General features: G+C 57.9%; 21 protein-coding genes and 1 pseudogene. 8 read left to right on the top strand and 14 right to left on the bottom strand.

The annotated features are described in order from the left end of the window. The first annotated feature begins 1 nt into the window (after position 1). From treZ to aroQ, 7 genes are all read left to right on the top strand, one after another. A complete protein-coding gene (treZ, locus tag V6582_RS24775; RefSeq protein WP_156630214.1) occupies positions 2–1,765 on the top strand; it encodes a malto-oligosyltrehalose trehalohydrolase in 1,764 nt (587 codons plus the stop codon). 530 nt (positions 1,766–2,295) lie between these two features. Then, a complete protein-coding gene (locus V6582_RS24770; protein WP_070165318.1) occupies positions 2,296–2,964 on the top strand; it encodes an amino acid ABC transporter permease in 669 nt (222 codons plus the stop codon). 10 nt (positions 2,965–2,974) lie between these two features. Beyond that, on the top strand, positions 2,975–3,625 hold the full coding sequence (locus V6582_RS24765) for an amino acid ABC transporter permease (RefSeq protein ID WP_156630216.1): 651 nt from the start codon (positions 2,975–2,977) through the stop codon (positions 3,623–3,625). Positions 3,626–3,756: 131 nt separating this feature from the next. Then, positions 3,757–4,596 carry a transporter substrate-binding domain-containing protein gene (locus V6582_RS24760; RefSeq protein WP_156630433.1) on the top strand — a complete coding sequence of 280 codons (840 nt, stop codon included), beginning with the start codon at positions 3,757–3,759 and terminating at the stop codon, positions 4,594–4,596. Between the two features lie 13 nt (positions 4,597–4,609). After that, the gene (locus tag V6582_RS24755; RefSeq protein WP_156630218.1) at positions 4,610–5,368 is read left to right on the top strand and encodes an amino acid ABC transporter ATP-binding protein; all 759 of its coding nucleotides are present in this window, start codon (positions 4,610–4,612) and stop codon (positions 5,366–5,368) included. A gap of 71 nt (positions 5,369–5,439) precedes the next feature. Then, positions 5,440–6,309 carry a shikimate dehydrogenase gene (locus V6582_RS24750; RefSeq protein ID WP_156630221.1) on the top strand — a complete coding sequence of 290 codons (870 nt, stop codon included), beginning with the start codon at positions 5,440–5,442 and terminating at the stop codon, positions 6,307–6,309. After that, the gene (gene aroQ / locus V6582_RS24745; protein ID WP_156630223.1) at positions 6,306–6,749 is read left to right on the top strand and encodes a type II 3-dehydroquinate dehydratase; all 444 of its coding nucleotides are present in this window, start codon (positions 6,306–6,308) and stop codon (positions 6,747–6,749) included. The genes V6582_RS24750 and aroQ overlap by 4 nt, the downstream gene beginning before the upstream one ends. Here the strand turns inward: aroQ and V6582_RS24740 are convergent. Beyond that, positions 6,721–7,446, bottom strand: coding sequence for a TetR/AcrR family transcriptional regulator (locus V6582_RS24740; RefSeq protein WP_420360149.1), 726 nt, complete (start codon positions 7,444–7,446; stop codon positions 6,721–6,723). The genes aroQ and V6582_RS24740 overlap by 29 nt on opposite strands. Before the next feature lie 149 nt (positions 7,447–7,595). On the opposite strand from V6582_RS24740, the gene V6582_RS24735 reads away from it, so the two are divergent. Beyond that, complete coding sequence (locus V6582_RS24735; RefSeq protein ID WP_156630434.1) at positions 7,596–9,494, top strand: bifunctional sugar phosphate isomerase/epimerase/4-hydroxyphenylpyruvate dioxygenase family protein; 1,899 nt, start codon at positions 7,596–7,598, stop codon at positions 9,492–9,494. A gap of 120 nt (positions 9,495–9,614) precedes the next feature. Here V6582_RS24735 and V6582_RS24730 read toward each other — a convergent pair whose 3' ends face one another. The 13 genes and pseudogenes from V6582_RS24730 to V6582_RS24670 all read right to left on the bottom strand — a co-directional run bounded on the left by V6582_RS24730 (position 9,615) and on the right by V6582_RS24670 (position 24,059). Next, positions 9,615–10,322: an ABC transporter ATP-binding protein gene (locus V6582_RS24730; RefSeq protein WP_156630227.1), complete on the bottom strand. Its 708-nt coding sequence runs from the start codon at positions 10,320–10,322 to the stop codon at positions 9,615–9,617. After that, positions 10,319–11,062, bottom strand: a complete 744-nt coding sequence (locus V6582_RS24725) for an ABC transporter ATP-binding protein (RefSeq protein WP_156630228.1) — start codon at positions 11,060–11,062, stop codon at positions 10,319–10,321. Before V6582_RS24725 ends, V6582_RS24730 begins: the two co-directional genes overlap by 4 nt. Then, positions 11,059–12,057, bottom strand: a complete 999-nt coding sequence (locus V6582_RS24720) for a branched-chain amino acid ABC transporter permease (RefSeq protein ID WP_156630229.1) — start codon at positions 12,055–12,057, stop codon at positions 11,059–11,061. The genes V6582_RS24725 and V6582_RS24720 overlap by 4 nt, the downstream gene beginning before the upstream one ends. Positions 12,058–12,066: 9 nt before the next feature. Beyond that, positions 12,067–12,924 carry a branched-chain amino acid ABC transporter permease gene (locus V6582_RS24715; protein WP_197434264.1) on the bottom strand — a complete coding sequence of 286 codons (858 nt, stop codon included), beginning with the start codon at positions 12,922–12,924 and terminating at the stop codon, positions 12,067–12,069. 174 nt (positions 12,925–13,098) lie between these two features. Then, positions 13,099–14,316, bottom strand: a complete 1,218-nt coding sequence (locus tag V6582_RS24710; RefSeq protein ID WP_234889544.1) for an ABC transporter substrate-binding protein — start codon at positions 14,314–14,316, stop codon at positions 13,099–13,101. Positions 14,317–14,939: 623 nt separating this feature from the next. Further along, positions 14,940–16,583 (bottom strand): bifunctional 3-(3-hydroxy-phenyl)propionate/3-hydroxycinnamic acid hydroxylase, encoded by a 1,644-nt coding sequence (locus V6582_RS24705; protein WP_337739156.1) that lies wholly within the window; start codon positions 16,581–16,583, stop codon positions 14,940–14,942. 176 nt (positions 16,584–16,759) lie between these two features. After that, entirely contained in the window at positions 16,760–17,611 is an 852-nt protein-coding gene (locus V6582_RS24700) for a fumarylacetoacetate hydrolase family protein (protein ID WP_156630237.1), read from the bottom strand. Positions 17,612–17,659: 48 nt separating this feature from the next. Then, positions 17,660–18,499: a VOC family protein gene (locus tag V6582_RS24695; protein WP_156630239.1), complete on the bottom strand. Its 840-nt coding sequence runs from the start codon at positions 18,497–18,499 to the stop codon at positions 17,660–17,662. A 408-nt stretch (positions 18,500–18,907) separates the two neighbouring features. Next, entirely contained in the window at positions 18,908–20,047 is a 1,140-nt protein-coding gene (lldD, locus tag V6582_RS24690) for an FMN-dependent L-lactate dehydrogenase LldD (RefSeq protein ID WP_156630248.1), read from the bottom strand. Further along, on the bottom strand, positions 20,044–20,811 hold the full coding sequence (locus tag V6582_RS24685; RefSeq protein WP_156630250.1) for an FCD domain-containing protein: 768 nt from the start codon (positions 20,809–20,811) through the stop codon (positions 20,044–20,046). Before V6582_RS24685 ends, lldD begins: the two co-directional genes overlap by 4 nt. A 216-nt stretch (positions 20,812–21,027) precedes the next feature. After that, positions 21,028–21,676 (bottom strand): annotated as a pseudogene (locus tag V6582_RS24680) (3-oxoacid CoA-transferase subunit B). Beyond that, the gene (locus tag V6582_RS24675) at positions 21,676–22,383 is read right to left on the bottom strand and encodes a CoA transferase subunit A (protein ID WP_156630254.1); all 708 of its coding nucleotides are present in this window, start codon (positions 22,381–22,383) and stop codon (positions 21,676–21,678) included. Before V6582_RS24675 ends, V6582_RS24680 begins: the two are co-directional and overlap by 1 nt. A gap of 161 nt (positions 22,384–22,544) precedes the next feature. After that, positions 22,545–24,059, bottom strand: a complete 1,515-nt coding sequence (locus V6582_RS24670; RefSeq protein ID WP_156630256.1) for an aldehyde dehydrogenase family protein — start codon at positions 24,057–24,059, stop codon at positions 22,545–22,547. Position 24,060: the final 1 nt, after the last annotated feature.

Below are 24,060 nucleotides of genomic sequence, written 5' to 3'. Positions count from 1 at the left end.
GATGCAGGACATGACATTTGGCCCGGTTCTTTCCGGCAACGGCACGATCTTCAGGCTCTGGGCACCACTTCAGGAAAAGGTTCTGCTGAAGATCGAGGGCCAGGAGCCTCGTCCCATGACAGCCGGTGAAAATGGTTGGCACAGCATCGAAGTGCCAGAAGTCGGTGCCGGATGCCGTTATAATTTCATCCTGGAAGATGGTCTTGCTGTTCCCGATCCCGCCTCACGCTACCAGCCTGACGATGTGCATGGGCCAAGCGAGGTCATAGACCCGGCCTACGACTGGCAGCAGACCCAATGGCAAGGGCTGCCCTGGGAAGACATCGTCATCTACGAACTGCACGTGGGAAGCTTCACGCCGGCTGGGACATTTACAGCGATGATCGAGCGGCTGGACCACTTGAAAAACCTTGGTGTAACCGCCCTGCAACTCATGCCGATCAATGACTTTCCAGGCCGGTGGAACTGGGGCTATGACGGCGTATTGCCCTATGCACCCGATAGCAGCTATGGCCGGCCGGAAGATCTGAAGCGGCTGGTGGACGAGGCCCATGCGCGGGGCCTCTGCATCTTTCTCGATGTGGTCTACAATCACTTTGGCCCGGACGGAAATTATCTTCCCGCCTATGCACCAATCTTTACCGACAAGCACATCACGCCCTGGGGATCGGGTGTCAATTACGACGGCGACCAGTCGGAAGCCGTGCGTGAATTCGTCGTGCGCAATGCCATGTACTGGGTGGAGGAGTTTCGGGTTGACGGACTGCGTTTCGACGCAGTGCATGCCATAGAGGACGAGCGCAAACCCCATATACTGCATGATATCGCCAGGCGGACACGCGCTTGCGCGCCCGGACGGGCCGTGCATCTGATCGTTGAAAATGAAGACAACAATGCCGCCCTGCTCGAGCGTGATGAAAATGGTGCGCCCCTCCATTTCACCGCGCAATGGAATGACGACATCCACCATGTCCTGCACATCACTGCCACCGGTGAAAGCTTCGGCTATTATCAGGATTACGCAAACGACACCTCGAAACTGGGCCGGGCGCTGGCGGAGGGCTTTGTCTACCAAGGCGAGCACATGCCCTATAGTGGGAAGGAAAGAGGCATGCCGAGCGCCCATCTGCCACCCACTGCCTTTATTTCCTTCATCCAAAACCATGACCAGATCGGTAATCGCGCCATGGGCGACAGGATGGCGGCATCCCAACCATCAGAGGCGATGAAGGCGCTGGCTGCGGTTTATCTGCTCGCCCCGCAGATACCCATGCTGTTCATGGGAGAGGAATGGGGCGCCAAGACCCCATTTCCGTTCTTCTGCGATTTCAACGAAGAGCTGAATGAAGCGGTAAGGCAGGGACGACGCAAGGAACTGTCCAGGCTGCCCGGCTTCGATGCCGAGGATGCCTCCGACCCAACAGCGCAGACAACATTCAACAGCGCCAAACTATCATGGGAACCAGCCCAGCAAGACGGCGAAGTTTTGCAATTTTACCGCGCCTTGCTGGCGCTGCGCAAAGAGAAAATCACCCCTCTTCTGCGCAATATGCGCGGCCATGTCGCCAGCCATAGCAGCCAGGGACCCGTGACAACTGTGCGCTGGACGCTCAGCGAACACGTCCTGACACTCACCGCCAATTTGTCTGCTGAGGATGTGAAAAGCCCCGTAGAGGCAAGCGGCGAATGCTTCTTCACGTTCGGCACCCAGCCGGGAAACCTGCTCGGTTCCTGGGCCGTTGTTTGGCATATCGAATCGCGCTGACGCGAAGCGCGTCCATGCCGATCTGGACTACAGCGCCGGGCATTAAATCTCATGACCGCATAAACATGCCCGCGCATGAAAGCATCCAAATATTACACATCGCGCAGACAGCATTTTTATGCACGATGTTTTGGATGCATATCTATATTACATGAGGTGCCTGAGAGGTATGCTCCGTCGTACCCCCCATTTCCCCGCTCAGCCGATCTTTACTGCAAAGATATTGGCAGAACCAAGTCTGGCTACCTCCAATTCAGGAGAATGAAGACGGGGCCGGACATGAAACGGGGAAAGTCCCTTACCCGCGCTTGAAACACCCAAACTAAGTGAATCAACATCAATTGATCTTTTGCAAATCATATTGCCTCAGTATGAACTAACTGGTACAAACATATTAACGACAGAGGTTGAGCGCGAGGAGAGAGCGCCACGACCCGCGGAAAACAAAGGGAGCATGCCAGCCTTATCGGCTTGCATTGGGAGCTTAAAAGCCTTGTCTGTCAGGGCTTAGACAATGCCTGGGAGGGAAAATGGGTTACACTCTCGACTTTTCGGTTGTGATCGAGCGTTTGCCGGAATTGATCCTGGCATGCCTCGCAACCATTGGTCTTGCCATTGCAGGCATGTCCATTGCCACCGTCATCGGCATTTTCGGGGTTGTTGCCCGTCGGTCGCCGTCGCGTATCCTCAGAGGCGCGACGATCGGCTTTGTCGAATTGATCCGCAATACGCCTTTTCTCGTCCAGATCTTCTTCATCTTCTTTGCCCTTCCGCAAATCGGCGTCCGGCTCAACCCGACAGTGACGGCAATCGTGGCGCTCGGCCTGAACGGCGGCGCCTATGCCATCGAGATCATTCGCGGCGGGGTGGATTCCATTGGCAAGGGGCAGGTCGAAGCGGGTCTTGCGCTCGGCCTGCACCGAGCACAAATCCTGCGCCACATCATTCTCAAGCCAGCTTTGCGCGCCGTCTATCCATCGCTGACCAGCCAGTTCATCATGCTGACGCTGACGACATCGGTCTGCACGTCCATTGCGGCTTACGAATTGACCTCGGTTGCCCAGAAAATCGAAGCGGATACATTCCGGTCCTTCGAGGTCTATTTCTCGATCACCCTGCTTTACCTGGTGATTTCCTCGCTGATGATGGGGGCTTTCGCGCTCATTTCCCGCATTTTCTTCAGTTACCCGGTAAAGTGAGGAAGAGACGATGGCTTCTATCGGACCCAATGAACTGTTCTTCCTGCTGCAAGGCTTGAAATGGACGCTGGCGTTGACCGCCATCGGCTTTGTCGGCGGCGGCTTTTTCGGCCTTTGCGTCGCTTTGGCCCGGGTGGCCGAGAGCGCGACCCTGCGCAAGGCAACGGCTGGCTATATCGCTGTCTTCCAGGGCACGCCGCTGCTGATGCAGCTCTTCGTCGTCTATTACGGCGTGGCCTTGCTTGGTCTGGACGTGGATGCCTGGATTGCTGTCGCCATTGCCTTCACGCTGCATGCCAGCGCCTTCCTGGGCGACATCTGGCGGGGTGGTATTCAGGCCGTTCCCAAGGGGCAGACGGAAGCCGCCAAGGCGCTCGGCCTGCATTACGGATCGATCATGAAAGACGTGGTCCTGCCGCAGGCTTTCAAGATTTCCCTGCCTGCGACCATCGGCTTTCTGGTGCAATTGATAAAAGGCACCTCGCTTGCCGCCATTGTCGGCTTCGTGGAACTGTCGCGGGCGGGGCAGATCGTCTCCAACCAGACGTTCCGGCCGCTGACGGTCTTTGCCATCGTCGGCATCATCTACTTCCTGATTTGCTGGCCGCTGTCGCTCTGGGGCGCCAGAAAGGAAAGGCGGCTGCAAGCCGCCGCCCGTTAACGTTTATCAGTCCACAAGACGAACCCGGTTTTCCCGAAGACAGGCACTCAGCCAAGGGAAGCGCCGCAAGAGATAACACCAGGTTTGGTGCCAAGCACCACTCTCATCAGCTTTGTAAGGAGGAGCAAATGATGAAATCCAGGACAATGACAATCAAGCGCCGCACGGCGCTCGCCCTCATCGCGGCAGCGGCGGCCCTGCCGCTCGTCGCCCCCGCCACGGCCTTCGCCGGCACGCTGGAACAGGCCAAGGCCAAGGGCAAGGTCGTGATCGGCATTCAGGGTGACAATTCACCTTGGGGCTTTGTCAATTCCAGCGGCGTGCAGGACGGTCTGGATGCCGATATCGGCAAGGCCTATGCGGACTATCTCGGCGTCAAGGCCGAATTCGTGCCGCTGGCTGTGGCAAACCGCATTCCGGCCCTGATGACCGGCAAGGTCGACATCCTGTTTGCCACCATGGGCATGACCGCCGACCGCGCCAAGACCATCCAGTTCTCGAAGCCTTATGCCGGCAACGTCTTGTCGGTCTACGGACCGAAGGACAAGAAGATCGGCAGCTATGACGATCTCACCGGCGTGTCCGTCGGCGTGCCGAAATCCAGCGCCATGGATACCGCCATCACCGCTGGCGCAGGCACCAAGGCCAGCATCCTGCGTTTCGACGATGACGCGGCAAATATCCAGGCTCTGGTGTCAGGTCAGGTCGAGGCCGTTGGCGGCAACCAGTTCTATGGCGACCGCCTGAACGCTGCCGCCGCAGGCAAGTATGAAACCAAATTCGACCTTGTCACGCTCTATAACGGCGCCGGGATGCGTCCGGGCGAGAAGGACTGGAACGAAAGCATCAACAGCTTCATCGACAAGATCAAGGCTGATGGCCAACTGGCAAAGATCTACGCCAAGTGGATGAAGCGCGACGTTCCGGCATTCCCGGATTCGCTTCCGGACATCCCGTTCACCGCGAAGTGATGGAGAGGCTTCCATGCAACAATCCACCGCACAGGTTCCACTGATCGCACTTGAAGGCGTTGGAAAGTGGTATGGAGCCTACCACGCGCTGAAAGACATCAACCTGACAGTCCGCAAAGGCGAAAAAATCGTCCTTTGCGGGCCGTCCGGCTCCGGAAAATCGACATTGATCCGCTGCATAAACCATCTGGAGGAAATCCAGGAAGGCAAGATCACCGTCGAAGGCACCACGCTCACCAGCGCGAGCCGCACCATCGACGCAGTACGCCGCGAGGTTGGCATGGTGTTCCAGAGCTTCAACCTGTTTCCGCATATGACGATCCTGGAAAACTGCACCCTTGCGCCAATGCGCGTGAAGGGGCTTCAGAAGCCACAGGCCGAAGAAGTCGCTCGCAAATATCTGGATCGCGTTCGCATTCTGGACCAGGCGGACAAATATCCCGCCCAGCTTTCAGGCGGTCAGCAGCAGCGCGCCGCTATTGCCCGGGCGCTCTGCATGGAGCCGAAAGCGATGTTGTTTGATGAGCCCACCTCGGCTCTTGACCCGGAAATGGTCAAGGAAGTGCTGGACACGATGATCGGTCTTGCCCGCGACGGCATGACGATGATCTGTGTCACCCATGAAATGGGCTTTGCCCGTCAGGTTGCAGATCGTGTCGTGTTCATGGCCTCCGCGCAGATTGTCGAGGAAGGCCCACCGGAGGAGTTCTTCCGCAATCCTCAGCATCAGCGCACCCGCGCCTTCCTGGGCGAAATTCTCGCCCATCACTGAGCGGTATTGCCGCCGCGACAACGCAACAGGCCGGCAACAGCTTTCACCACGCCGACCAAGTGGACGCAACCATGACAGAAAAACCCATTCTTCACGTCGGTCTGATCGGTACCGATATCCAGCTCTCCAAATCTCCCGCTTTGCATATGCGCGAAGGGGCCGCTCACGGTCTGGATTATCGCTACGAATTGATCGACATTCATGTGCGCAACCTGCCGGAAAGCGCGCTGCCTGATCTGCTGGACGAGTGCCAGGCACGCGGGTTTGCCGGCACCAATATCACCCATCCCTTCAAACAGGCGGTCATTCCATATCTTGACGATCTTTCCGAAGATGCCCGTATGCTGGGTGCCGTGAATACGGTGGTCTTCAGGGATGGCAAGCGGATTGGCCATAATACCGACTGGTCAGGCTTCTACGAAAGCTTCCGGCGCGGCCTGCCGGATGCAGGACTGAAGCGTGCCTTGCTGATCGGCGCAGGCGGCGCGGGGGTTGCCGTTGCCCATGCCGCGCTGAAATTGGGGATCGAACAGTTGGACATTTTCGACCAGGACCTAACGCGAGCCGAAGGGCTGGCAGCCGCACTCAACGAGCGGTTCAACGCGGGACGCGCCCATGCCGTCACCAATCCTGGTCAGTCTTTAGCTGAGGCCGATGGCCTTATTCACGCCACCCCGGTCGGCATGCCGGCTCATCCGGGACTGCCGGTCACCGCTGATCTGATCGAGCCGCGCCATTGGGTTGCCGACATCGTCTATATGCCGCTTGTCACCGAACTGATCGCAACAGCGCGCGACAAGGGCTGCCAAACACTGCCCGGCGGCGGTATGGCGGTGTTTCAGGCAGTCGGCGCTTTCCGTCTGTTCTGCGGCTACGAGCCGGATGCCGAGCGCATGAGCGCCCATTTCACTGAACTTTGTCTTTCGGAGGGAGCCGCATGAGCCTGTTTTTCATCCTGAACGGTCCAAATCTCAATCTTCTCGGCCAACGTCAGCCTGAGATTTACGGTCGTGAAACCCTTGTCGATGTCGAGAACAATTGCCGGGCGATTGCCGAGGCGGCAGGACATTCGATCTTTTTCGCGCAAAGCAACCGGGAATACGAGATCATCGACTGGGTCCACGAAGCGCGCGGCAAGGCCGCTGGAATCGTCATCAATCCCGGCGCCTTCACTCATACATCGGTGGCGATCCTCGACGCGCTCAACACCTTTGAGGCACCGGTCATCGAAGTGCATATTTCCAACATCCACAAGCGGGAGGTGTTCCGGCATCACTCCTACGTCTCAACGCGGGCGGAGGGCGTCATCGCAGGTCTGGGCATCGAGGGCTATGAAATGGCATTGCGCCATCTTATCGGCCGCGTTGCTCGATCGGGCTGATATGCTCGGCGCGCAGCACATAGCGCAGGACCATGTCGGCCACGTGGCGCGACAAGGTCTCCTGGCCGTCGGCCGTAAACAGCGCATTGCCGAAAATCACGGAAAAACTGGCCGCGTTCGACACATTGAAAAACGACAGCGCGCTGATCTGCCAGTGCAATTCGAGTGGGTCGATGCCCTGCCGGAACAGTCCCTGCTCCTGCCCGCGCCGCAAAACGCCGTGCAGCGCCTCGATTGCCGGCTGGTTGAGACCCCTAATCGTCTCGGACAATTGCATATGACGGCCGTGATGAATATTCTCGATAATCACCATGCGGATGAAGGCAGGGTTGCGGCGGTGATGGTCGAAGGTAAACCGACAGAGCTTGTCGAGGGCGGCGATAGGATCGAGCCCTTCCAGCTCCAGGTCCATTTCTCCGCCGCGCACCTTGCCATAGGCTTCCTCCAGCACGCGCTGGTAAAGCCCTTCCTTGTCACCGAAATAATAATAGATCATCCGCTTGGACGTGCGGGTTCTCGCGGCGATCTCATCAATGCGCGCACCAGACAGGCCGTTTTGCGAGAACTCTTCCATCGCCACCGACAGGATGTCGCGGCGAACGCCTTCTGGGTCCCTTTTGGCCGGGTCCCGTTTGCCAGGCTCCCCTTTGACCGGGCGAGCCTCTTTACCATCTCGCGTGGTTGCGTCCCGTTTCATCATCCATCCGCCGCCAGGCCGCAACGCCAGGCTCTACTTCTTAACCAAGCAGTACATAAAGCCGGAAAGGAAGCAATATGGCAAGCCCAGACAAAAGCGACCGGACGAGCACCCATGCCAGCCCCCATTCACACCCCGGAACAGTAACCATGCGGACATCGATTGCAACCGTATCGATCAGTGGGGAATTTCCGGAAAAGCTGGCAGCCATTGCCAAGGCTGGCTTCAGCGGCGTTGAAATTTTCGAGAACGACTTCCTGACCTATGACGCTTCCCCCCGGGATGTGGCGAAAATGGTCGCCGACCACGGTCTCGACATCACCCTGTTCCAACCCTTCCGCGATTTCGAAGGCATGCCGGAACTGCACCGGGCCCGCGCTTTCGAGCGGGCCGAGCGCAAATTCGAGATCATGGATGAGCTTGGCACCGACCTGATGCTGATCTGCTCGAATGTCTCTCCAATTTCGCTGGGCGGCATCGACCGGGCCGCCGCCGATTTCCAGGAGCTCGGGGAACGCGCTGCAAAGCATGGCGTCCGCGTCGGCTACGAGGCACTTGCCTGGGGCCGCCACGTCAACGACCACAGGGATGCCTGGGAAGTCGTCCGCCGGGCAAACCATGCCAATGTCGGCCTGATCCTCGACAGTTTTCACACCCTGTCGCGCAAGATCGATCCGAACTCGATCCGCTCTATTCCCGGCGACAAGATCTTCATCGTCCAGCTCGCCGATGCGCCGCTGTTTGACATGGATCTGCTCTACTGGAGCCGCCATTTCCGCAACATGCCCTGCGAAGGTGACTTGCCGGTGGTCGATTTCATGCGCGCCGTGGCCGCCACAGGCTATACCGGGCCGCTATCCCTGGAGATTTTCAACGACCAGTTCCGGGGAGGCTCACCGCGGGCCATTGCCGAGGACGGCCACCGCTCACTGGTCTACCTCATGGACCAGGTCCAACGCCTCGAACCCGATATCCGGCTCAGCGCCCCGCCCATGCCAGCCCCTGTCGAAACCCGGGGTGTGGAATTCGTGGAATTTGCGACGTCGGTCGAGGAAAAACAGGATCTGGCGGCATTCTTAGCGACACTCGGCTTTTCGAAAACCGCGACCCATCGCAACAGGGATCTTGACCTCTACACCCAGGGTGACATCCGCATTCTCATCAATACCGATACGACAAACAACAGTTTTGCCGGCGCGTCCTACGCAATCCACGGAACCAGTGCCTACGCCTTCGGCATGAAGGTGGGTCACGCCGAAGACGCCTTGAAGCGTGCCACGGCGCTTGGGGCAAAGAGCTTCTCCGAGCCCCGCAAATCAGGCGAAGTGCCCGTACCCGCCATTCAAGGGGTCAGCAATGGCGTCATTTATTTCCTCGATGACACGCCTGCCCTATCCGGCATCTGGAAACAGGAATTCAAAGACCTCGACGCCGATCCGGCTCCGGCCAACACCCGCCTGACCCGCATCGACCATCTCGCCCAGACAACCCGCTATGACGAGATGCTGACATGCCTGCTGTTTTACGGCTCGATCTTTGCCACGCGGCGCACACCCATGGTCGATGTGGTCGATCCGGGCGGGCTGGTACGCAGCCAGGCGATCGAAAGCAAACCAGACCCTCGGTTCAGGGTGACGCTGAACGGCGCCGATAACCGGAAAACCGTCGCCGGAAAATTTCTCGAAGAAGGCTTCGGCACCAGCATCCAGCATATCGCCCTAGCGACCGACGATATCTTCGCGACGGCGCAGGCGCTCTCAGCCTGCGGCTTCCAGGCGCTGACCATCTCGCGCAATTATTACGACGATCTGGAAGCCCGTTTCGGTCTGGAACCGGATTTTGCCGATGCCCTGCGTTCGGCCAGCATCCTTTATGACCGCGACGACAATGGCGAGTATTTCCAGATCTACAGCCGCACCTTCGGTGAGGGCTTTTTCTTCGAAATCGTCGAGCGGCGGGGTGCCTATGGTGGTTATGGTGCGATGAACGCCCCGTTCCGTATCGCAGCCCAGCGACGGCAGCTGCGCCCGGATGGCGTTCCGAGATAAGAATGACTGCCGCTATCGCTGACGATCTGTCCGCCTCAATCTGAACCAGACAGATCGTCAATGCTCTTGTTTTTGTTTGCCTTTTCGGGAAATCGAACCCCGCTTTTCCTAAGGCAAACTTTAATGCGTCACGGCCAGCATATCCTCGATCTCGGTCCAATCCTGGAGCAAGCTTTCACGCGAACCGCTGACGCGGACCTGGCCGCGTTCGATAACCATGCCCTGTTCGGCGATTTCAAGCGCCAGTTTGGCATGTTGCTCAACGATGATCATCGACATTTCGCTTTCTTTGCGAAGCTTGATCAGCGCTTCAAGCAGCATATCGACGATAACAGGAGCCAGGCCCTCGAAAGGCTCATCAAGCAGAAGGCAGGTCGGCTGGCTCATCAGCGCACGGCCGATTGCCAACATCTGCTGCTCTCCACCGGAAAGCTGGTTGCCACCATTTTTCCGGCGCTCTGCAAGGCGGGGAAAAAGCTCGTAGACCCGCTCAATCGTCCATCCCCGGCGGAGATCGGCAATGCGCAGGTTTTCCTCGACGCTCAAGGTGGCAAAAATCTGCCGCTCCTGCGGCACGAAGCCTATGCCAAGCCGGCAACGTTGACTGGGGGAAAGCCCGCCGATTTCCGCAGAGTTAAAGCGAATGCTGCCTTCCTTGAGCGGCAAGCGCCCGGCAATGGTGCAGAGCAGCGTGGTTTTGCCCGCGCCGTTGCGCCCAAGCAGCGCCAGCCCGCCGCCCATGGGGAGGGTCAGGTCAATGCCATTGATAATACGGGTCGGGCCGTAACCGCTGACGACGTTTCTGATTTCGAGCAGGTCTGCGGTCATGAACGGTTCCCCAGATAAGCGGCACGGACATTGGCGTCATGACGAATTTCTTCTGGCGTGCCACGCGCGATGATGGTTCCCTCGGCCAAAACCGTGATCTCCCGTGCAAAGCGGAAAACCAATGGCATATCGTGTTCGATGAGCAAGACGGCGACGTCATCAGGCAATTCGTCAAGAATAGTGAGGATCACCTCATGATCCGCCGCAGGCAGGCCCGCAGCCGGCTCATCCAGCAGCAGCACTTTCGGGCGCAGGGCCATGGCGACCGCCAGTTCCACCAGGCGCTGCTGGCCATAGGCCAGATCGCGAACCGGGACATGCGGGACATTGGCGAGGCGCATGCGGCGGGCGATCTCTTCAGCTTCCGCCACCACTTTTGCCGGAAAGCCCTGATGCCGTGCTACGGAAAGCCCAAAACCCTCACGTTCGCCAATCGCAAGCGCAATATTTTCCAGGGCGGTGAAGGAGGTGAAGAGATTGGTGACCTGGAAATTGCGCACCAGCCCCAGCCCAACGCGCTTGTGCTGCGCCATGCCCGTAAGGTCGATACCGTCGAGAAATATCCTTCCCTTGCGTGGGGTCAGTCTACCGGTGATGAGATTGATCAGCGTCGTCTTGCCAGCACCGTTCGGCCCGATCAATGCATGGCGCGCGCCCTTTTCGAGGACAAGCGAAACATTGTTGGTGACCACCAGTCCACCAAATTGCAAGGTAAGGTTTTCAAGCTGCAAAGCGCTCATCGACCGATCCTTCCGCGCAGTTGAGCCAAAATCCGCGTAATACCCCCCGGTGCGAACAGAACGAGCACCACGAGGATGATCCCCAGCCAGAGCTGCCACATGACAGGATTGTCTTTCGACAAGATGTCCTGGGCGATGAGATAGACAGCAGGTCCAATAATCGCGCCGTAAAGCCGCCCTGAACCACCAAGCGCCAACATCACAAGAATAGTTGCCGACAGTTCAAAACTCATATCCTTCAGGCCAACGAATTGATTGACCTCGGCTTGCAGGGCACCAGCGAGCCCGGCCAGCAAGCAGGAGATGACGAAGATCAGCAATGTGCGCGGCCGGACCGCGATGCCGATTGCAGCGGCGCGACCGGGATTGTCGCGGATCGCCATGATCGATTGTCCAAAAGGCGAATGTACCAGTCGGCGCACCCCAAGCCAGACAAGCAGAAAGACAAGGGCCGAGAACCAATAACCGACCTGACCAAGCAGATCGAATTCATAAAGGCCCAAAACCGGCCAGGTCTCCATGCCCACCAAGCCATCGACGCCTCCGGTCAGCCAGGTCGCCTTGTTGGCGATCTCGCCAAATAGAAACACCGTGCAGAGCGTCAGCATCAGCAAGGTGAAGCGTGCCGTGCGTAAAACAATGGCTCCAACCACCGCGCCTACCAGCCCGGCTGCCATTGCACCGATCAACAGGCCGCTCAATGGCTCGCCCCAGCCGTATTTGGAGGCAATGCCGGTGGCATAGGCGCCAACCCCGAAAAACGCGGCGTGGCCCAGCGTGACGATCCCGGCATAGCCGACCAGAAGATCGAGGGACAAGGCGAAGATAACCGTCACGAGGACTTGGGCACCGAGCGCGTAATAATCGTCGCCGAGCAGCGGCACCAGCGCCAACGCAAGGACGATCAGCCCATCAGCCGGATTAAAACCATGCTTGCGTCGCAAGAAGCCGGCAAATGTGGACGGTGGAGAGACAAGAGTGGAGCGATCTGACATTTTCAATCTTCATACCCTTCCAAACAGCCCGCGCGGTCTGACCAGCAACAGGATGAAGACGAGGAGAAACAGCATGACGGTGCCAAAAGCCGGCACATAATAGGCCGAAACGGTTTGGACCGTGCCGACCAGAAGCGCTGCGACGAAAGAGCCTCGCAACGTGCCAAGCCCCGCCACAGCGACGACAATCTGAACATAGACGAGAATATCGAAGGCATAGGACGGATTGAGCCCGAAGACATCAGCCCCCAGCATGCCGCCCAGCGCCGCCAGCGCACCGCCAAAGGCGAAGGTCGCCATGAACACATGTTTGGTGCGAATGCCGATCGATTCCGCCATGCCCCGGTTTTCGACGGAAGCCCGGATGATGGCGCCGATCCGGCTGCGCTCAAGCACAAACAGGATGAAAGCGGCAGTGAGGATACCGATACCGATCACCACCAGCTTGTAGAGATAGAATGAGAAAGGCCCCACCGTCAGATTTTGCGCCAGAAACGCGGGAATGACGACCGGGCGCATCAGCGGCCCGAAAAACAACCGCGCCAGCGCACCGATGATGAAGATCAATCCGATGCAGAAGAGAACCTGATCCAGCTCAGACCGACCGTAAAGCCGGGCATAGAGCAGCTTTTCCGCCAATGCCGCCAGGAGTGCGACAGCAAGGGGAGCGCAGATCAACACGAGCGGCCAGGGCAGGCCCCAGACGCTGATCGCGATAGCCGCTATATAGCCACCAGCCATGGCAAAAACGCCATGCGCCAGATTGACGAAACCCATCAGACCGAGGGTTACCGACAGGCCGACGGATATGAGGTAAAGCACGCTTGCATAGGCAAGCGACTGGAACGCGACTTCCACCAGTGTCATCACAAGCCTCCTCCCTGTCATCCGGCAATATTGCGGGATGTGTCCGATGAGTCCGTCAGGTTCAGATCGAACCAGACGGACCCTCGCTTCCTTTGTTTTCGTTTGTCTTTTCAGGAAATCCGGGTTCCAGCCTCTCCTGACAAACGCTAGCTGGACGTTCTGAACGACCGGAGATCAGAGAGGATGCTCAACCTTCCAGGGGTCTTTGACGGCAGGAATGGTTTCGAGTTCCACATTGGCAAGCTCGCCGTTGTTCTCGCGCACTTCACGGATGTAGATATTCTGCACAATGTCGCGCGTCTCGGGGTCGATCGAAATCGGCCCACGCGGGCTTTGCTCCGTCTTGAAGGTTTTCATCGCGGCCATGGCACCCGCCGCATCCGCGCCACCCTTGGTGGCGGCAATGGCCGAGCAGATCAGATGCATGCCATCATAAGCGCCGACGGCCATATAATTGGGCCGGACGGGCATGAACGTATAGGCCTTTTTCCAGGCCTCGACAAAAGCGGCATTGGCGGGTCGATCACCGGCCATGCTATATTGGCCAGCCGTGATGACGCCCAGCGCAGCATTGCCGATATTCGGCAATTCCTCGTCGCTTGTCAGGTCTCCCGGACCAATCAACTGGATGCCCGCGCCGCGCAAATCGGCTTCCTGATAGGCCCGCATGAACGCGGAGGCCTGCACGCCGCCGGGATGGAACGCAAAGACCACATCCGGCTTTTCCTGCTTGGCTGCGAGCAGAAAGGGAACGAAATTTGTGCTTTGGATCGGCATTTTCACCGAGGCGACAATGGCTCCCCCCTTGGATGTGAAGCCTTTCGTGAACGCTTCCTCTGCATCGTGGCCAGGGGCAAAATCCGTGGTCAGCAGGTAGGCTCGCTTGAAACCGCGCTTGCCTGCCGCCCATTCACCCAGCGGCTGGTTCACCTGCCAATGGGTAAAGGCCGTGCGCACATACCAGGGCGCAAGCTGCGTGGTGTTGGCGCCCGCCGCATTGAACAATACACAGGGCATCTTGGCCTTCATCAGCAATGGAGCGATAGCATTGGCATTAGGCGTCCACTGGAAGCCGCCAAGATATTGCACCTTGTCACGCGTCACCAGTTCCTGCACCAACCGTTTGGCCACGTCCGGATTGGCACCGCCGTCGTCGCGGATGACGAGTTCGACCGGAATATCCCCCAGCACCGCCTTGCCCTCGGTCTCCAGATAGAGTTTCGCCGCATTGGCCATGATTTGCCCGCTCGATGCGAACGGACCGGACATGGTCAAGACCAGCCCGATCTTGATCGGCTGGCTGGCTGCTCGTCCCTGCCCGGCCCAACCGGCCAATGGCGCAGCAGCAAGCAACCCAAGGGCACCTCGGCGTGTAAACTTCAGTTCGGTCATCATAGCGCTCCTCCACCAATGATCGTCAATTGTGCCTCCCCCTTTGGCCAGCCCTCGAAAAGGGACAGCGCAAAAGGCACGACGCTGCCGACAAATCCGTAAAACAGACCCGATCGAAGGCATAATTGTTCAGTGAACTGATGATGCTGGATCGCTGGCCATGCGCCGATAACGGCACGGCATGTCTTGCAGATTTGGGCCTAGTCTTTTCTTGTCGTCACGGACCTCTTCTTGCCTATCTGACGACATTTCCCGATGTCTCAGTTTCTCCGCGACGGCAAGAACGATTATTATCAATTCCTGCATTTTATCAAGTTTATTATCATAAAATCTAATAGAATTTCGTATTTAAAATTTCAATTATCATTTTATGATATTTTATAACAATGGGCGAGGATGTGACGAACCGCTTTCGTACTGACTGAATTGGTGGATTTCTGCGGCAAAGCATCATACTTTCGACACTGACGCTCAACAACAGGCTGATGTGCGGGTATCTCGCAGATTGGCTTCCAATAAGCGCTAGAGTCTGTCAGGTTCAGATTGAACCAGACAGACTCTGGTCTCTCTTGTTTTCATTTGTCTTTTCGGGAACACCGGGCTTCACTGTTCCCTGACAAACCCTAGGATGCCGCAGCCAAAGGGTTCTTCACCTCTGCGCGGATCACCGGGCGTGGACCGAGCATCCCTAGCTTTTCCACCAGATGCAGGGCTTCACCGATCGGCGTGGCTGCCGCGATATACCGGTCACGGCGCAGCAAGAGCACATGGCCAAGATAGGATTTCATCGGACCGGCGCTGAACAGCCGCCCGACATCCCGGTGAACCGGGAACGTGCCATCAATGGGATTCATCCATTCGGGGGTCAAACCGACCACGGTCGCACCCGCTGCCTCCAGAGCCCTGATGACATCGACGGACAAAGCACGGTCAGGGAATTCATCAAAGACCAGAGCAACAGGCCCATCCGGCAAGACGCGATCGAGCAATACGCGGTGCCTTTGGCTGTCTTCCACCACCGGCTGCGGCACCAACCGGCCCACCATGGTTTCCTTCTCCGGTCTGGAGTCGGGCCATAGAAGTCCCTGACGGAAGCGCGGTTTTGGCTTGTAGCGCATCTGGGCGAAATAATCACGCACAGGCGGATAGAGGCCAAGGATACGAAAGGCTGCGCGGGTCAAAAGGGCCTTGATGCCATTTTCCGGCATCATCACCTGCCCCATGCGCAACGCCAATGCTATCATTTCCCAAGCATGCGGCCGCCGCTCAATCTCGTAGCTATCCAGGAAATCGGATGGCATATCGCCACGCAATGCTTCCGCCAGTTTCCAGGCCAGATTATGTGCATCGCGCAGGCCGCTATTCATTCCCTGCCCGGCAAATGGAGGCGTCAAATGCGCGGCATCACCGGCGAGAAAGATATTGCCGTCCCGCCAGCGATCGGCCAGACGGGCATGGAATGTATAGACCCGCACGCGGCGAAATTCACAATCCCGGTCAGGTCCAACACGCTCCAGAAGGCCACGGACAAAGGCCTCCTCAGTCGCGTCCTTCTCATCCTCATTGGTGTGCAGCATGAATTCGTAGCGACGGATATTGTCCGGACCGGGCAGCGATATGCACGGGCGAGCAGGATCGCAATGGACCTGCGTATGGCGAAAACGATTTTCCGTCCGAACCAGATCGACAATTAGCCAACGCTCCACAAAGGTGGAGCCGACAAGATGGACGCCGAGTTTTCCACGTGTCGGGGAACGTCCTCCGTCACTGGCAACCATATAGCGCGCTCGGATGACACGGTTTCCTTTCGCCGCATGGGCGATTTCCACGGTGACGGAGTCTGTATTCTGGGAAAAGGTTTGCATATCCCAGCCAAAGAACTGGATCACATTGGGATAACGGGCAAGCCCTTCGCGCAAAAGCGCTTCCAATTCCGGCTGTTGAAATGCATTGCGCTTGTCGAAACCATAATCGCGCGACGTCGGCTCCACGGTCAGAAACAACTCGCCAGCCGGCGAAAGATAGCGTGAGCCGTAGCCGCGCACCACGATTTTCTCTACCGCGTCCTCCAACCCGATGGCCTGCATGGTTCGCATCGACTCATCGTCGATGGATACGGCACGCGGCTCCTGAACCGTGGTCAGGTTTCGCTCGACAAGCGCTACCGACACGCCCATGCCGCCCAGAAGATTGGCCAGGGTCAGTCCGGTTGGACCCGCCCCGACAATGACGACCTCGACTTCGGTCTCAAGTTCCTCGACGTTCACCAGGCCCTCCTCTCCACGCTGAACGTTACAGCGCCCGTATCATGTTCTGTCTATTAAACTTCACTGCAAAACCCTATAATTACAGTGTTTTTGTCCCCGGGTCCGAATGAACCCAGGGAGCAACGCTGTAGATGGGTGGCGCAGTCCTCCCGCCCCGCGCCGCAGGGCTGCGCTGTTCAGGGCTCCGTGCCGACAGCGTTGACCAGCAAACCGACGCCGGGAATATCCACTTCGAAAACATCCCCCGCCTTCATGAAAACAGGCGGCTCCCGGCGATCTCCAACACCACCTGGCGTGCCCGTGAGGATCACGTCGCCGGGCTGCAACGGCGTGAAGTGCGAGCAATAGGAAATCAGCGTGGCGATGGGGAAGATCAGATCGGCCAGTGTTGCATCCTGCATCACCTGACCATTGAGACGGCCGGTGATCTTCAGCTTCGTGTAATCGCCAACTTCATCGGGGGTTACGAGCTGCGGTCCAAATGCGCCGGTTGCCGGGAAATTCTTGCCTGGCGTGAATTGGAACGTATGCCGCTGCCAATCGCGGATGGTCGCATCGTTATAGCAGGTATAACCCGCCACGTGATCGAGGGCATTTTCCTCGGCGATATAGCGCCCACCGCGACCGATGACGACAGCAAGCTCGGCTTCATAATCCAGATGATCCGAGACCCGAGGCTTCAGGATTGGCTGGCGATGAGCGATCTGAGTGTCGGCGAAACGGGTGAAGATCGTCGGATATTTGGCATCAGGCCGCTTGGTTTCCGCACGATGGGTTTCATAATTCAACCCGACGCAGAGGATTTTGCCAGCATCCGGCACAACAGGCAGAAGCGCGATATCAGCCTCGGTGAACTCTGCTCGCCGCCCGGAGATATAGTCCTGAGCGCTCTCGAGCAGACCGGCTTCGATGGCCTGTTTCAGCGTGACCACATCGCCGGCAAGCTTGCCGGTAAGATCAACGATACCGTTTTCGACACGAACGCCGAAACCGGCCCGGCCAAGCCGGGTGTAACTTAAAAATTGCATGTCACTAATTCCTAGAATTGGTCTTGGAAGTGAGATCAGACGACAAGATCAGGAGCGAAGAATCGCCTCGCCCCATTTGTTGAGCGTGCGCGGATGCTGCGGCCAATCCATCGTGTCGCGATCGTAGATAACTTCCAATTCGGCCGAGATCTCAATCCAATTGCCATCCGGATCCGTGATGAAAATGAAGAGATTGTTGCCAGGACCATGACGACCGGGACCCCAGCTAAGCTGGATATCAAGGGTTGCCAGATGATCGCACCAATCACGGATATAGTTCCATTCCCCAGCCTCGTAGGAATGATGATCGACGCCAACGCGGCCCGGCGTATAGAAGCAGGCGATGGTGTGATGTTCGTGATTGGAGGTGGTGAAGGCGGTGGCAAGCCGGCCATCTTCATGCAGCACGCGGTCTGTCAGCTGGAAACCCAGCTTGCCGACGTAAAAGTCGACAAATGCAGCCACATCCTCGGATGCATAGGTCAGATGCTGCGTTGGCCCCTGGATACCCTTGGCGCCCGGCTTGTCGGGCTTGGCAATACCGAAGCACACCATGCGTCCGTCGGGATCGCGAATTGCGAATGCACCATCTTCAAAATAGGGCGAAGGGCTGGCCAGCACCGAAATGCCTTCGGCATCGACCCGGGCCCGCAGAAGCGCAAGTCCTTCGGCATTGCGGCAAGCAAGTCCGGAATAAGCCAGCTTCTTGTCGGCTCCAGCAACGGCGATGAAGCGGCGCTTTGGCCCTTCGCAAATCCACGCGTCTCCAACCTTCTCGAGCTTCATGTCCATGGCGTCGGCATAAAACTGTGCCAGACGCTCAGGATTGGAGCTTTCGAATGCAACGTGATGCAGGTACGCACCTGCTTGAACGGCTGTGAATGCCATTTGATCCTCCCTGATGATGTTTTTACAAATTATCGTTTTTTGATAATTATTCAATATAAAAAATCGAGATAGAAAAAAAATTTGATAAATATACGTCACATGGTCGCACGAGCGCCATTCCTGTCGGAATCGACGGAACGCAACCACGCGTAGCGGCTATAAGACATCAAAGGGAACGTGCGGACGGCAGAGAGGTGATGTTTGCGGACGTGATTCGAGCCGACCTCCTTCAAAGCCCACGCGGGTCTTTCCGCCAAACCCGCTCCATTTTTCCTGAAAATGCTCTACAGCGCCGTGCGCCCCATATCGCGCGCAAAGGTTCGCTGTAGCTCTTTATATCTGCTGCATAATTTTCTCTTTAAACCGATTCCGGTTTAAAGAATTATGCTCCAGGCAAACTCTGGGTTTTCAGAGGCCTCGGACCAGGCTATCGGGTGAGATTTCGGCGATGGAACGCGCGCCGGTCAGCGTCATGGCAACCCGCATTTCCTTGGCGAAGAGATCGAGCAGATTCTCCACGCCCGCCTGACCGGCGGCGGCCAATGCATAGACGAAAGCGCGTCCGATCAACACGCCATCGGCTCCCTGCGCTATCATCCGCACCACATCCAGACCCGAGCGAATGCCGGAATCGGCCAGGATCGTCAGGTCACCTTTCACCGCAGCGGCAATGGCCGGCAGGGCGCGGGCGGAAGACAGGACGCCGTCCAGCTGGCGCCCGCCATGGTTGGAGACGATAATGCCGTCGGCACCGAAGCGCACGGCATCTTTCGCATCCTCCGGATCGAGAATGCCCTTGATAATCATAGGCCCCTTCCAGAAATCCCGGATCCATTCGAGATCCTTCCAGCCAATCGAAGGATCGAAATTTTCGCCGAGCCAGCCGACATAATCGGCCAAATTGGTTTTCTGCTGACGATAGGCCGAAACATTGCCAAGATCATGCGGCTTTCCCAGCAGGCCGACATCAACAGCCCATGTCGGGTGCATGACGGCCTGGACAATACGGCGCAGAGAAGCATTCGGGCCGGACATGCCGGAATGGGCATCACGATAGCGAGCGCCGGGCACGGGCATGTCGACCGTGAACACCAGCTTGCGGATGCCCGCCGCCCAGGCCCGCTCCAGCGCATTTTTCATAAAGCCGCGATCCCGCAGAACGTAGAGCTGGAACCAGATGGGGCGGTTGATCGCGGCCTGCACCTCCTCGATCGGGCAGACGGACACGGTTGAAAGCGTCAGTGGAATGCCTCTTTTTTCCGCTGCGCGCGCGGCCTGCACTTCGCCGCGCCTCGCATACATGCCCGTCAATCCTACGGGCGCGAGAATGACCGGCATGGCCAGCTCTTCATCGAAAAGCGTCGTGGAAATATCAACCGTACCCACGCTTTTCAGCACCCGCTGACGCAGTGCCAGATCGGTAAGGTCATCGATATTGCGGCGCATCGTGTGCTCGCTATAGGCCCCACCATCGATGTAATGAAACAGAAAGGGCGGCAGGCGGCGGCGGGCGGCCTCGCGGTAATCGGTCGAGGATGAAATGATCATGATAAATTTTCCCCTTGAAATTCCGGTCTTTGCAATGCCTCTGAGGCTCGCTGCTCCCGCGCGCGGTTGTCCTCGATGATACGAAGGTTTTCCTCCACGAAGGCGAGGTGATCTGCCGCCGCCTTGCGAGCCTCATCCGGCTGCCCGGCCAGGATAGCGTCCAGAATCAGGCAATGCTGGCGCTCTAACGCTGGCGCAAGGTCCGGCTGGCGATAGAACTGCATCAGGCTTTGCGCGATGCTGTGCTGTAAAAGCTCGGACAGTCCGGCGACGATCTGGCGCAAAACGATATTATGCGAGGCCTCGGCAATCGCCATGTGAAAAGCCGCATCGGCCCGCGCCTGGCTCTGCGGATTGCCCCCTTCCGCAGCGCTCATCGCTGCAAAGGCCACTTTCATCCGCTCCTTGTCCAGGTCGGTGGCCCGCAAGGCCGCGTAATAGGCAGCATCCGTGTCGAGCGATTTTCGAATTTCCATCACATCGCGCCAATATCCCGCCTCGCCCTGAACCATCGGCAAAAGCGGTTTCAGGGCCCTTTCCAGCGCCCGTTCCAGCGATTGCGCGGCGTCTTCAATGGCGACGAAAGTGCCACCACCCCGACGGCTGACGACAACCCCACGGCTGATCAACTGCTGCATTGCCTCCCGAAGCCGCGACCGCGAGACGTCAAACTCCGCCGCCAGGCTACGCTCTGGCGGCAGACGATCTCCCGGGCTGAGCTGGCGCTCAGCAATCATGGCTTCGATGCGCTCGGTCAGCGACATTGGTAAGACCTTTTTCTATTACTTTGGTCGTACCAAATTTCCATGATTTGAGCAATACTCAGAAATACGTACAAATATTCCGATTTATTCAACGAATTTACCAAAATTGGTAGGACCACTTTTGCAAATAAATACCTACAGGTTACGAATGCCCAATAAAAAAGCCCCTACAGCAACGCCGTAGAGGCTTTGGCATGATTGGCTTGAAACCTGAGTTTAAAGACCTTCGCCGATCTCGAAAGCAGCCGTGGTCTTGGCCTGGACATCGGCCACGGTGACCTCAGGTGCCAGTTCCACCAGTCGGAATGCTCCGGCGCGATCAGACCGCACGAATACGCAGAGATCGGTGATAATCATGTCCACAACATTCAGCCCGGTCAGCGGCAGAGTGCATTCGGGAATGAACTTGGATTCGCCAGTCTTGGCGCAATGCTCCATCACCACGATGACCTTTTTGACACCGGCCACGAGATCCATCGCGCCGCCCATGCCCTTGACCATCTTGCCGGGAACCATCCAATTGGCAATATCGCCATTGGCCGAGACCTCCATCGCGCCCAGCACGGTGAGGTCGATGTGGCCGCCACGGATCATCGCGAAACTGTCGGCGGACGAAAAATAGCTGGATGACGGCAATTCGCTGATCGTCTGCTTGCCCGCATTGATCAGGTCGGCATCCTCTTCACCCTCAAAGGGGAACGGCCCGATCCCGAGCATTCCGTTTTCGGATTGCAGCGTCACCTCAACGCCAGGCGGAATGTGATTGGCCACCAGTGTCGGAATGCCGATGCCAAGATTGACATAGAAACCGTCCTCGAGACTCTTTTGCGGCGCGTGCCGCCATCTCATCTCTGCTCCAGGACATCAGGCTGCTCCTCTCTGTGTAACGGTACGGAATTCAATCTTCTTGTCATAAGGCGAACCGTCGATCATGCGCCTGACATAAATGCCGGGAAGATGGATGGCGTCAGGGTCAAGGCTTCCGACCGGCACGATCTCCTCGACCTCCGCCACGCAGATCTTGCCGGATGTTGCCGCAGGCGCATTGAAATTGCGGGCCGTCTTGCGGAACATCAGATTGCCAGCCTCATCGGCGCGCCATCCCTTGATGATCGATAGATCGGCCCGGATACCGCGTTCCAGCAGATAGACTTCGCCGTCGAAAATATGCGTTTCCTTGCCTTCGGCAACCTGGGTGCCGACGCCGGTTCGTGTGTAGAAGCCGGGAATACCGGCACCGCCAGCCCGCATGCGCTCGGCCAGTGTTCCCTGCGGGCAGAATTCGACTTCCAGTTCGCCGCTCAGAAATTGCCGCTCGAATTCCTTGTTTTCACCGACATAGGAGGAGATCATCTTCTTCACCTGGCGGGTGCGCAGAAGTTTTCCAAGCCCATGCCCATCGACGCCGGCATTGTTGGAGGCAATCGTCAAATCCTTGACCCCGGACGCGACGATGGCATCGATCAGCCGCTCGGGAATGCCGCAAAGCCCGAAACCACCCGCGCAAATCGTCATGCCATCGAACAACAATCCGTCCAAGGCCGCATTTGCGTCACCATATATTTTCTTCATGTGTATCTCCCGCCTGAATAATCAGTCCTGAAACCTGCTTGAGCTGGCGCCTCCAGATCAACTTTAAACTTCATCGCAATGCGTCCGGCAAGCGCAAAGGAGCGCACGGAGGAAAGAAACCGTGATCAACATTGATCTCTAAAGTAGGAAAAGTCTTAGCGTTAAATCAGCGCGCAGACGGTTTTGGTTTCCAGGTAGTTTTCCAGGCCCGGCGCGCCATTCTCATAACCCCAGCCGGATTGGCGATGGCCACCCTTCGGCAGTTCGGGGGAAAAATAGGAATGGCAATTGACCCAGATCGTCCCGGACTTGACCCGTGCCGCCAATCGGTGAGCCTGGGAAAGATCCCGGGTCCAGACACTGCCTGCCAGCCCATAAGGACTGTCATTGGCATAAAGGATCGCCTCTTCCACATCATCGAAGGGTGTCACCGCCACGACAGGACCGAAGATCTCCTCGCGCATCATCCGCATGTCAGGCCGCACGCCCGTTACCACGGTCGGCGCATAAAACGTGCCTGTTTCTCCTGTCTGGCGTCCACCCGCCACGATTTCAGCGCCCTCTGCCTTCCCCTCCGCCACATAGGCCGCCACACGGTCGGCCTGGCGGCGATTGACCAGTGGTCCCAGATCGACGGCGGGATCCAGCCCATGACCGAGGCGCAACGTGGAAGCCGCCTTCGACAACCCTTCCACCACCTGCTCGCAAACCGAGCGATGGGCATAGACACGCGACGCCGCGACGCAGACCTGACCGGAATTGCTAAAGATGCCGCGCGCGATTCCCTCGACGGTCAGGGCCATGTCGGCATCCGGCATGACGATGGCCGGTGATTTGCCGCCCAGTTCCAGCGTCAATTTCTTGAGATTGCCAGCGGCGGCGTTGACGATCAGCTTGCCGACCTCGGTCGATCCGGTGAAAGCCACCTTGTCAACATCGGGATGGGCGCAAAGCGCTGCCCCCACCGTTTCGCCAAAACCGGTGACGATATTGACCACGCCATCAGGCAAGCCCGCCTCCAGCATCAGCTCGCCGAACCGCAATGCCGTCAGCGAGGTTTCTTCCGCCGGTTTCAGCACGACGGTGCAACCGGCGGCCAGCGCAGGCGCAAGCTTCATGGCCGCCATCAGCATCGGCGAATTCCAAGGCGTAATGGCCGCGACCACGCCCACAGGCTCACGGGTGGTATAGGCAAAGATCTGCTTGTCTTGCGGCTGATAGCCGATAGAGGTCGGAATGGTGGTGCCGAGGATCTTGGTGCAGAACCCCGCAAAGTAGCGGAATTGTTCGGCGCTGGCTGGAATTTCGGCAAAACGGCTGGTCCTGAAGCTTTTGCCTTGATCGAGGGTTTCGAGTTCCGCCAGTTCTTCCACATGGGCATCGATCAACTCGGCGATTTTCCACAGCAGCCTGCCGCGCTGGGAGGGCGTCAGCCCTTTCCATGCCTGAGAGGTGAGAGCGGCACGGGCGCTGGCCACGGCCTCGTCCACATCGGCAATCGTTCCTTCGGCAAGCTCGGCCAGAACCTCGCCAGAGGCCGGGTCAGCCGTCTCGAACCATTGCCGGGAACCGGCATCACGCCAGAACCCGCCAATCAGGATCTGCTTGCGGCGGCGGGCCAGAAAGGCTTTGGCACCTTCGCTTTTCGGGCCGATAGGGTCGAGTGCCAGGGTCATG

This window comes from Agrobacterium vitis, from assembly GCF_037039395.1.
Lineage (GTDB): Bacteria > Pseudomonadota > Alphaproteobacteria > Rhizobiales > Rhizobiaceae > Allorhizobium > Allorhizobium vitis_E.
The sequence above is the reverse complement of the archived record's forward strand: the minus strand, read 5'-3'. Positions and strand labels throughout refer to the sequence as shown.

What these genes read in the sequence shown, in the direction of transcription:
- V6582_RS24695 (WP_156630239.1), bottom strand. Translation starts at nt 18,499, where the DNA reads ATGGCATTCACAGCCGTTCAAGCAGGTGCGTACCTGCATCACGTTGCA.
- V6582_RS24725 (WP_156630228.1), bottom strand. Translation starts at nt 11,062, where the DNA reads ATGAGCGCTTTGCAGCTTGAAAACCTTACCTTGCAATTTGGTGGACTG.
- V6582_RS24720 (WP_156630229.1), bottom strand. Translation starts at nt 12,057, where the DNA reads ATGTCAGATCGCTCCACTCTTGTCTCTCCACCGTCCACATTTGCCGGC.
- V6582_RS24735 (WP_156630434.1), top strand. Translation starts at nt 7,596, where the DNA reads ATGCGGACATCGATTGCAACCGTATCGATCAGTGGGGAATTTCCGGAA.
- V6582_RS24760 (WP_156630433.1), top strand. Translation starts at nt 3,757, where the DNA reads ATGAAATCCAGGACAATGACAATCAAGCGCCGCACGGCGCTCGCCCTC.
- V6582_RS24685 (WP_156630250.1), bottom strand. Translation starts at nt 20,811, where the DNA reads ATGTCGCTGACCGAGCGCATCGAAGCCATGATTGCTGAGCGCCAGCTC.
- V6582_RS24765 (WP_156630216.1), top strand. Translation starts at nt 2,975, where the DNA reads ATGGCTTCTATCGGACCCAATGAACTGTTCTTCCTGCTGCAAGGCTTG.
- V6582_RS24675 (WP_156630254.1), bottom strand. Translation starts at nt 22,383, where the DNA reads ATGAAGAAAATATATGGTGACGCAAATGCGGCCTTGGACGGATTGTTG.
- V6582_RS24715 (WP_197434264.1), bottom strand. Translation starts at nt 12,924, where the DNA reads ATGACACTGGTGGAAGTCGCGTTCCAGTCGCTTGCCTATGCAAGCGTG.
- V6582_RS24670 (WP_156630256.1), bottom strand. Translation starts at nt 24,059, where the DNA reads ATGACCCTGGCACTCGACCCTATCGGCCCGAAAAGCGAAGGTGCCAAA.
- lldD (WP_156630248.1), bottom strand. Translation starts at nt 20,047, where the DNA reads ATGATCATTTCATCCTCGACCGATTACCGCGAGGCCGCCCGCCGCCGC.
- V6582_RS24740 (WP_420360149.1), bottom strand. Translation starts at nt 7,446, where the DNA reads ATGAAACGGGACGCAACCACGCGAGATGGTAAAGAGGCTCGCCCGGTC.
- V6582_RS24750 (WP_156630221.1), top strand. Translation starts at nt 5,440, where the DNA reads ATGACAGAAAAACCCATTCTTCACGTCGGTCTGATCGGTACCGATATC.
- treZ (WP_156630214.1), top strand. Translation starts at nt 2, where the DNA reads ATGCAGGACATGACATTTGGCCCGGTTCTTTCCGGCAACGGCACGATC.
- V6582_RS24710 (WP_234889544.1), bottom strand. Translation starts at nt 14,316, where the DNA reads ATGACCGAACTGAAGTTTACACGCCGAGGTGCCCTTGGGTTGCTTGCT.
- aroQ (WP_156630223.1), top strand. Translation starts at nt 6,306, where the DNA reads ATGAGCCTGTTTTTCATCCTGAACGGTCCAAATCTCAATCTTCTCGGC.
- V6582_RS24700 (WP_156630237.1), bottom strand. Translation starts at nt 17,611, where the DNA reads ATGCAATTTTTAAGTTACACCCGGCTTGGCCGGGCCGGTTTCGGCGTT.
- V6582_RS24770 (WP_070165318.1), top strand. Translation starts at nt 2,296, where the DNA reads ATGGGTTACACTCTCGACTTTTCGGTTGTGATCGAGCGTTTGCCGGAA.
- V6582_RS24730 (WP_156630227.1), bottom strand. Translation starts at nt 10,322, where the DNA reads ATGACCGCAGACCTGCTCGAAATCAGAAACGTCGTCAGCGGTTACGGC.
- V6582_RS24755 (WP_156630218.1), top strand. Translation starts at nt 4,610, where the DNA reads ATGCAACAATCCACCGCACAGGTTCCACTGATCGCACTTGAAGGCGTT.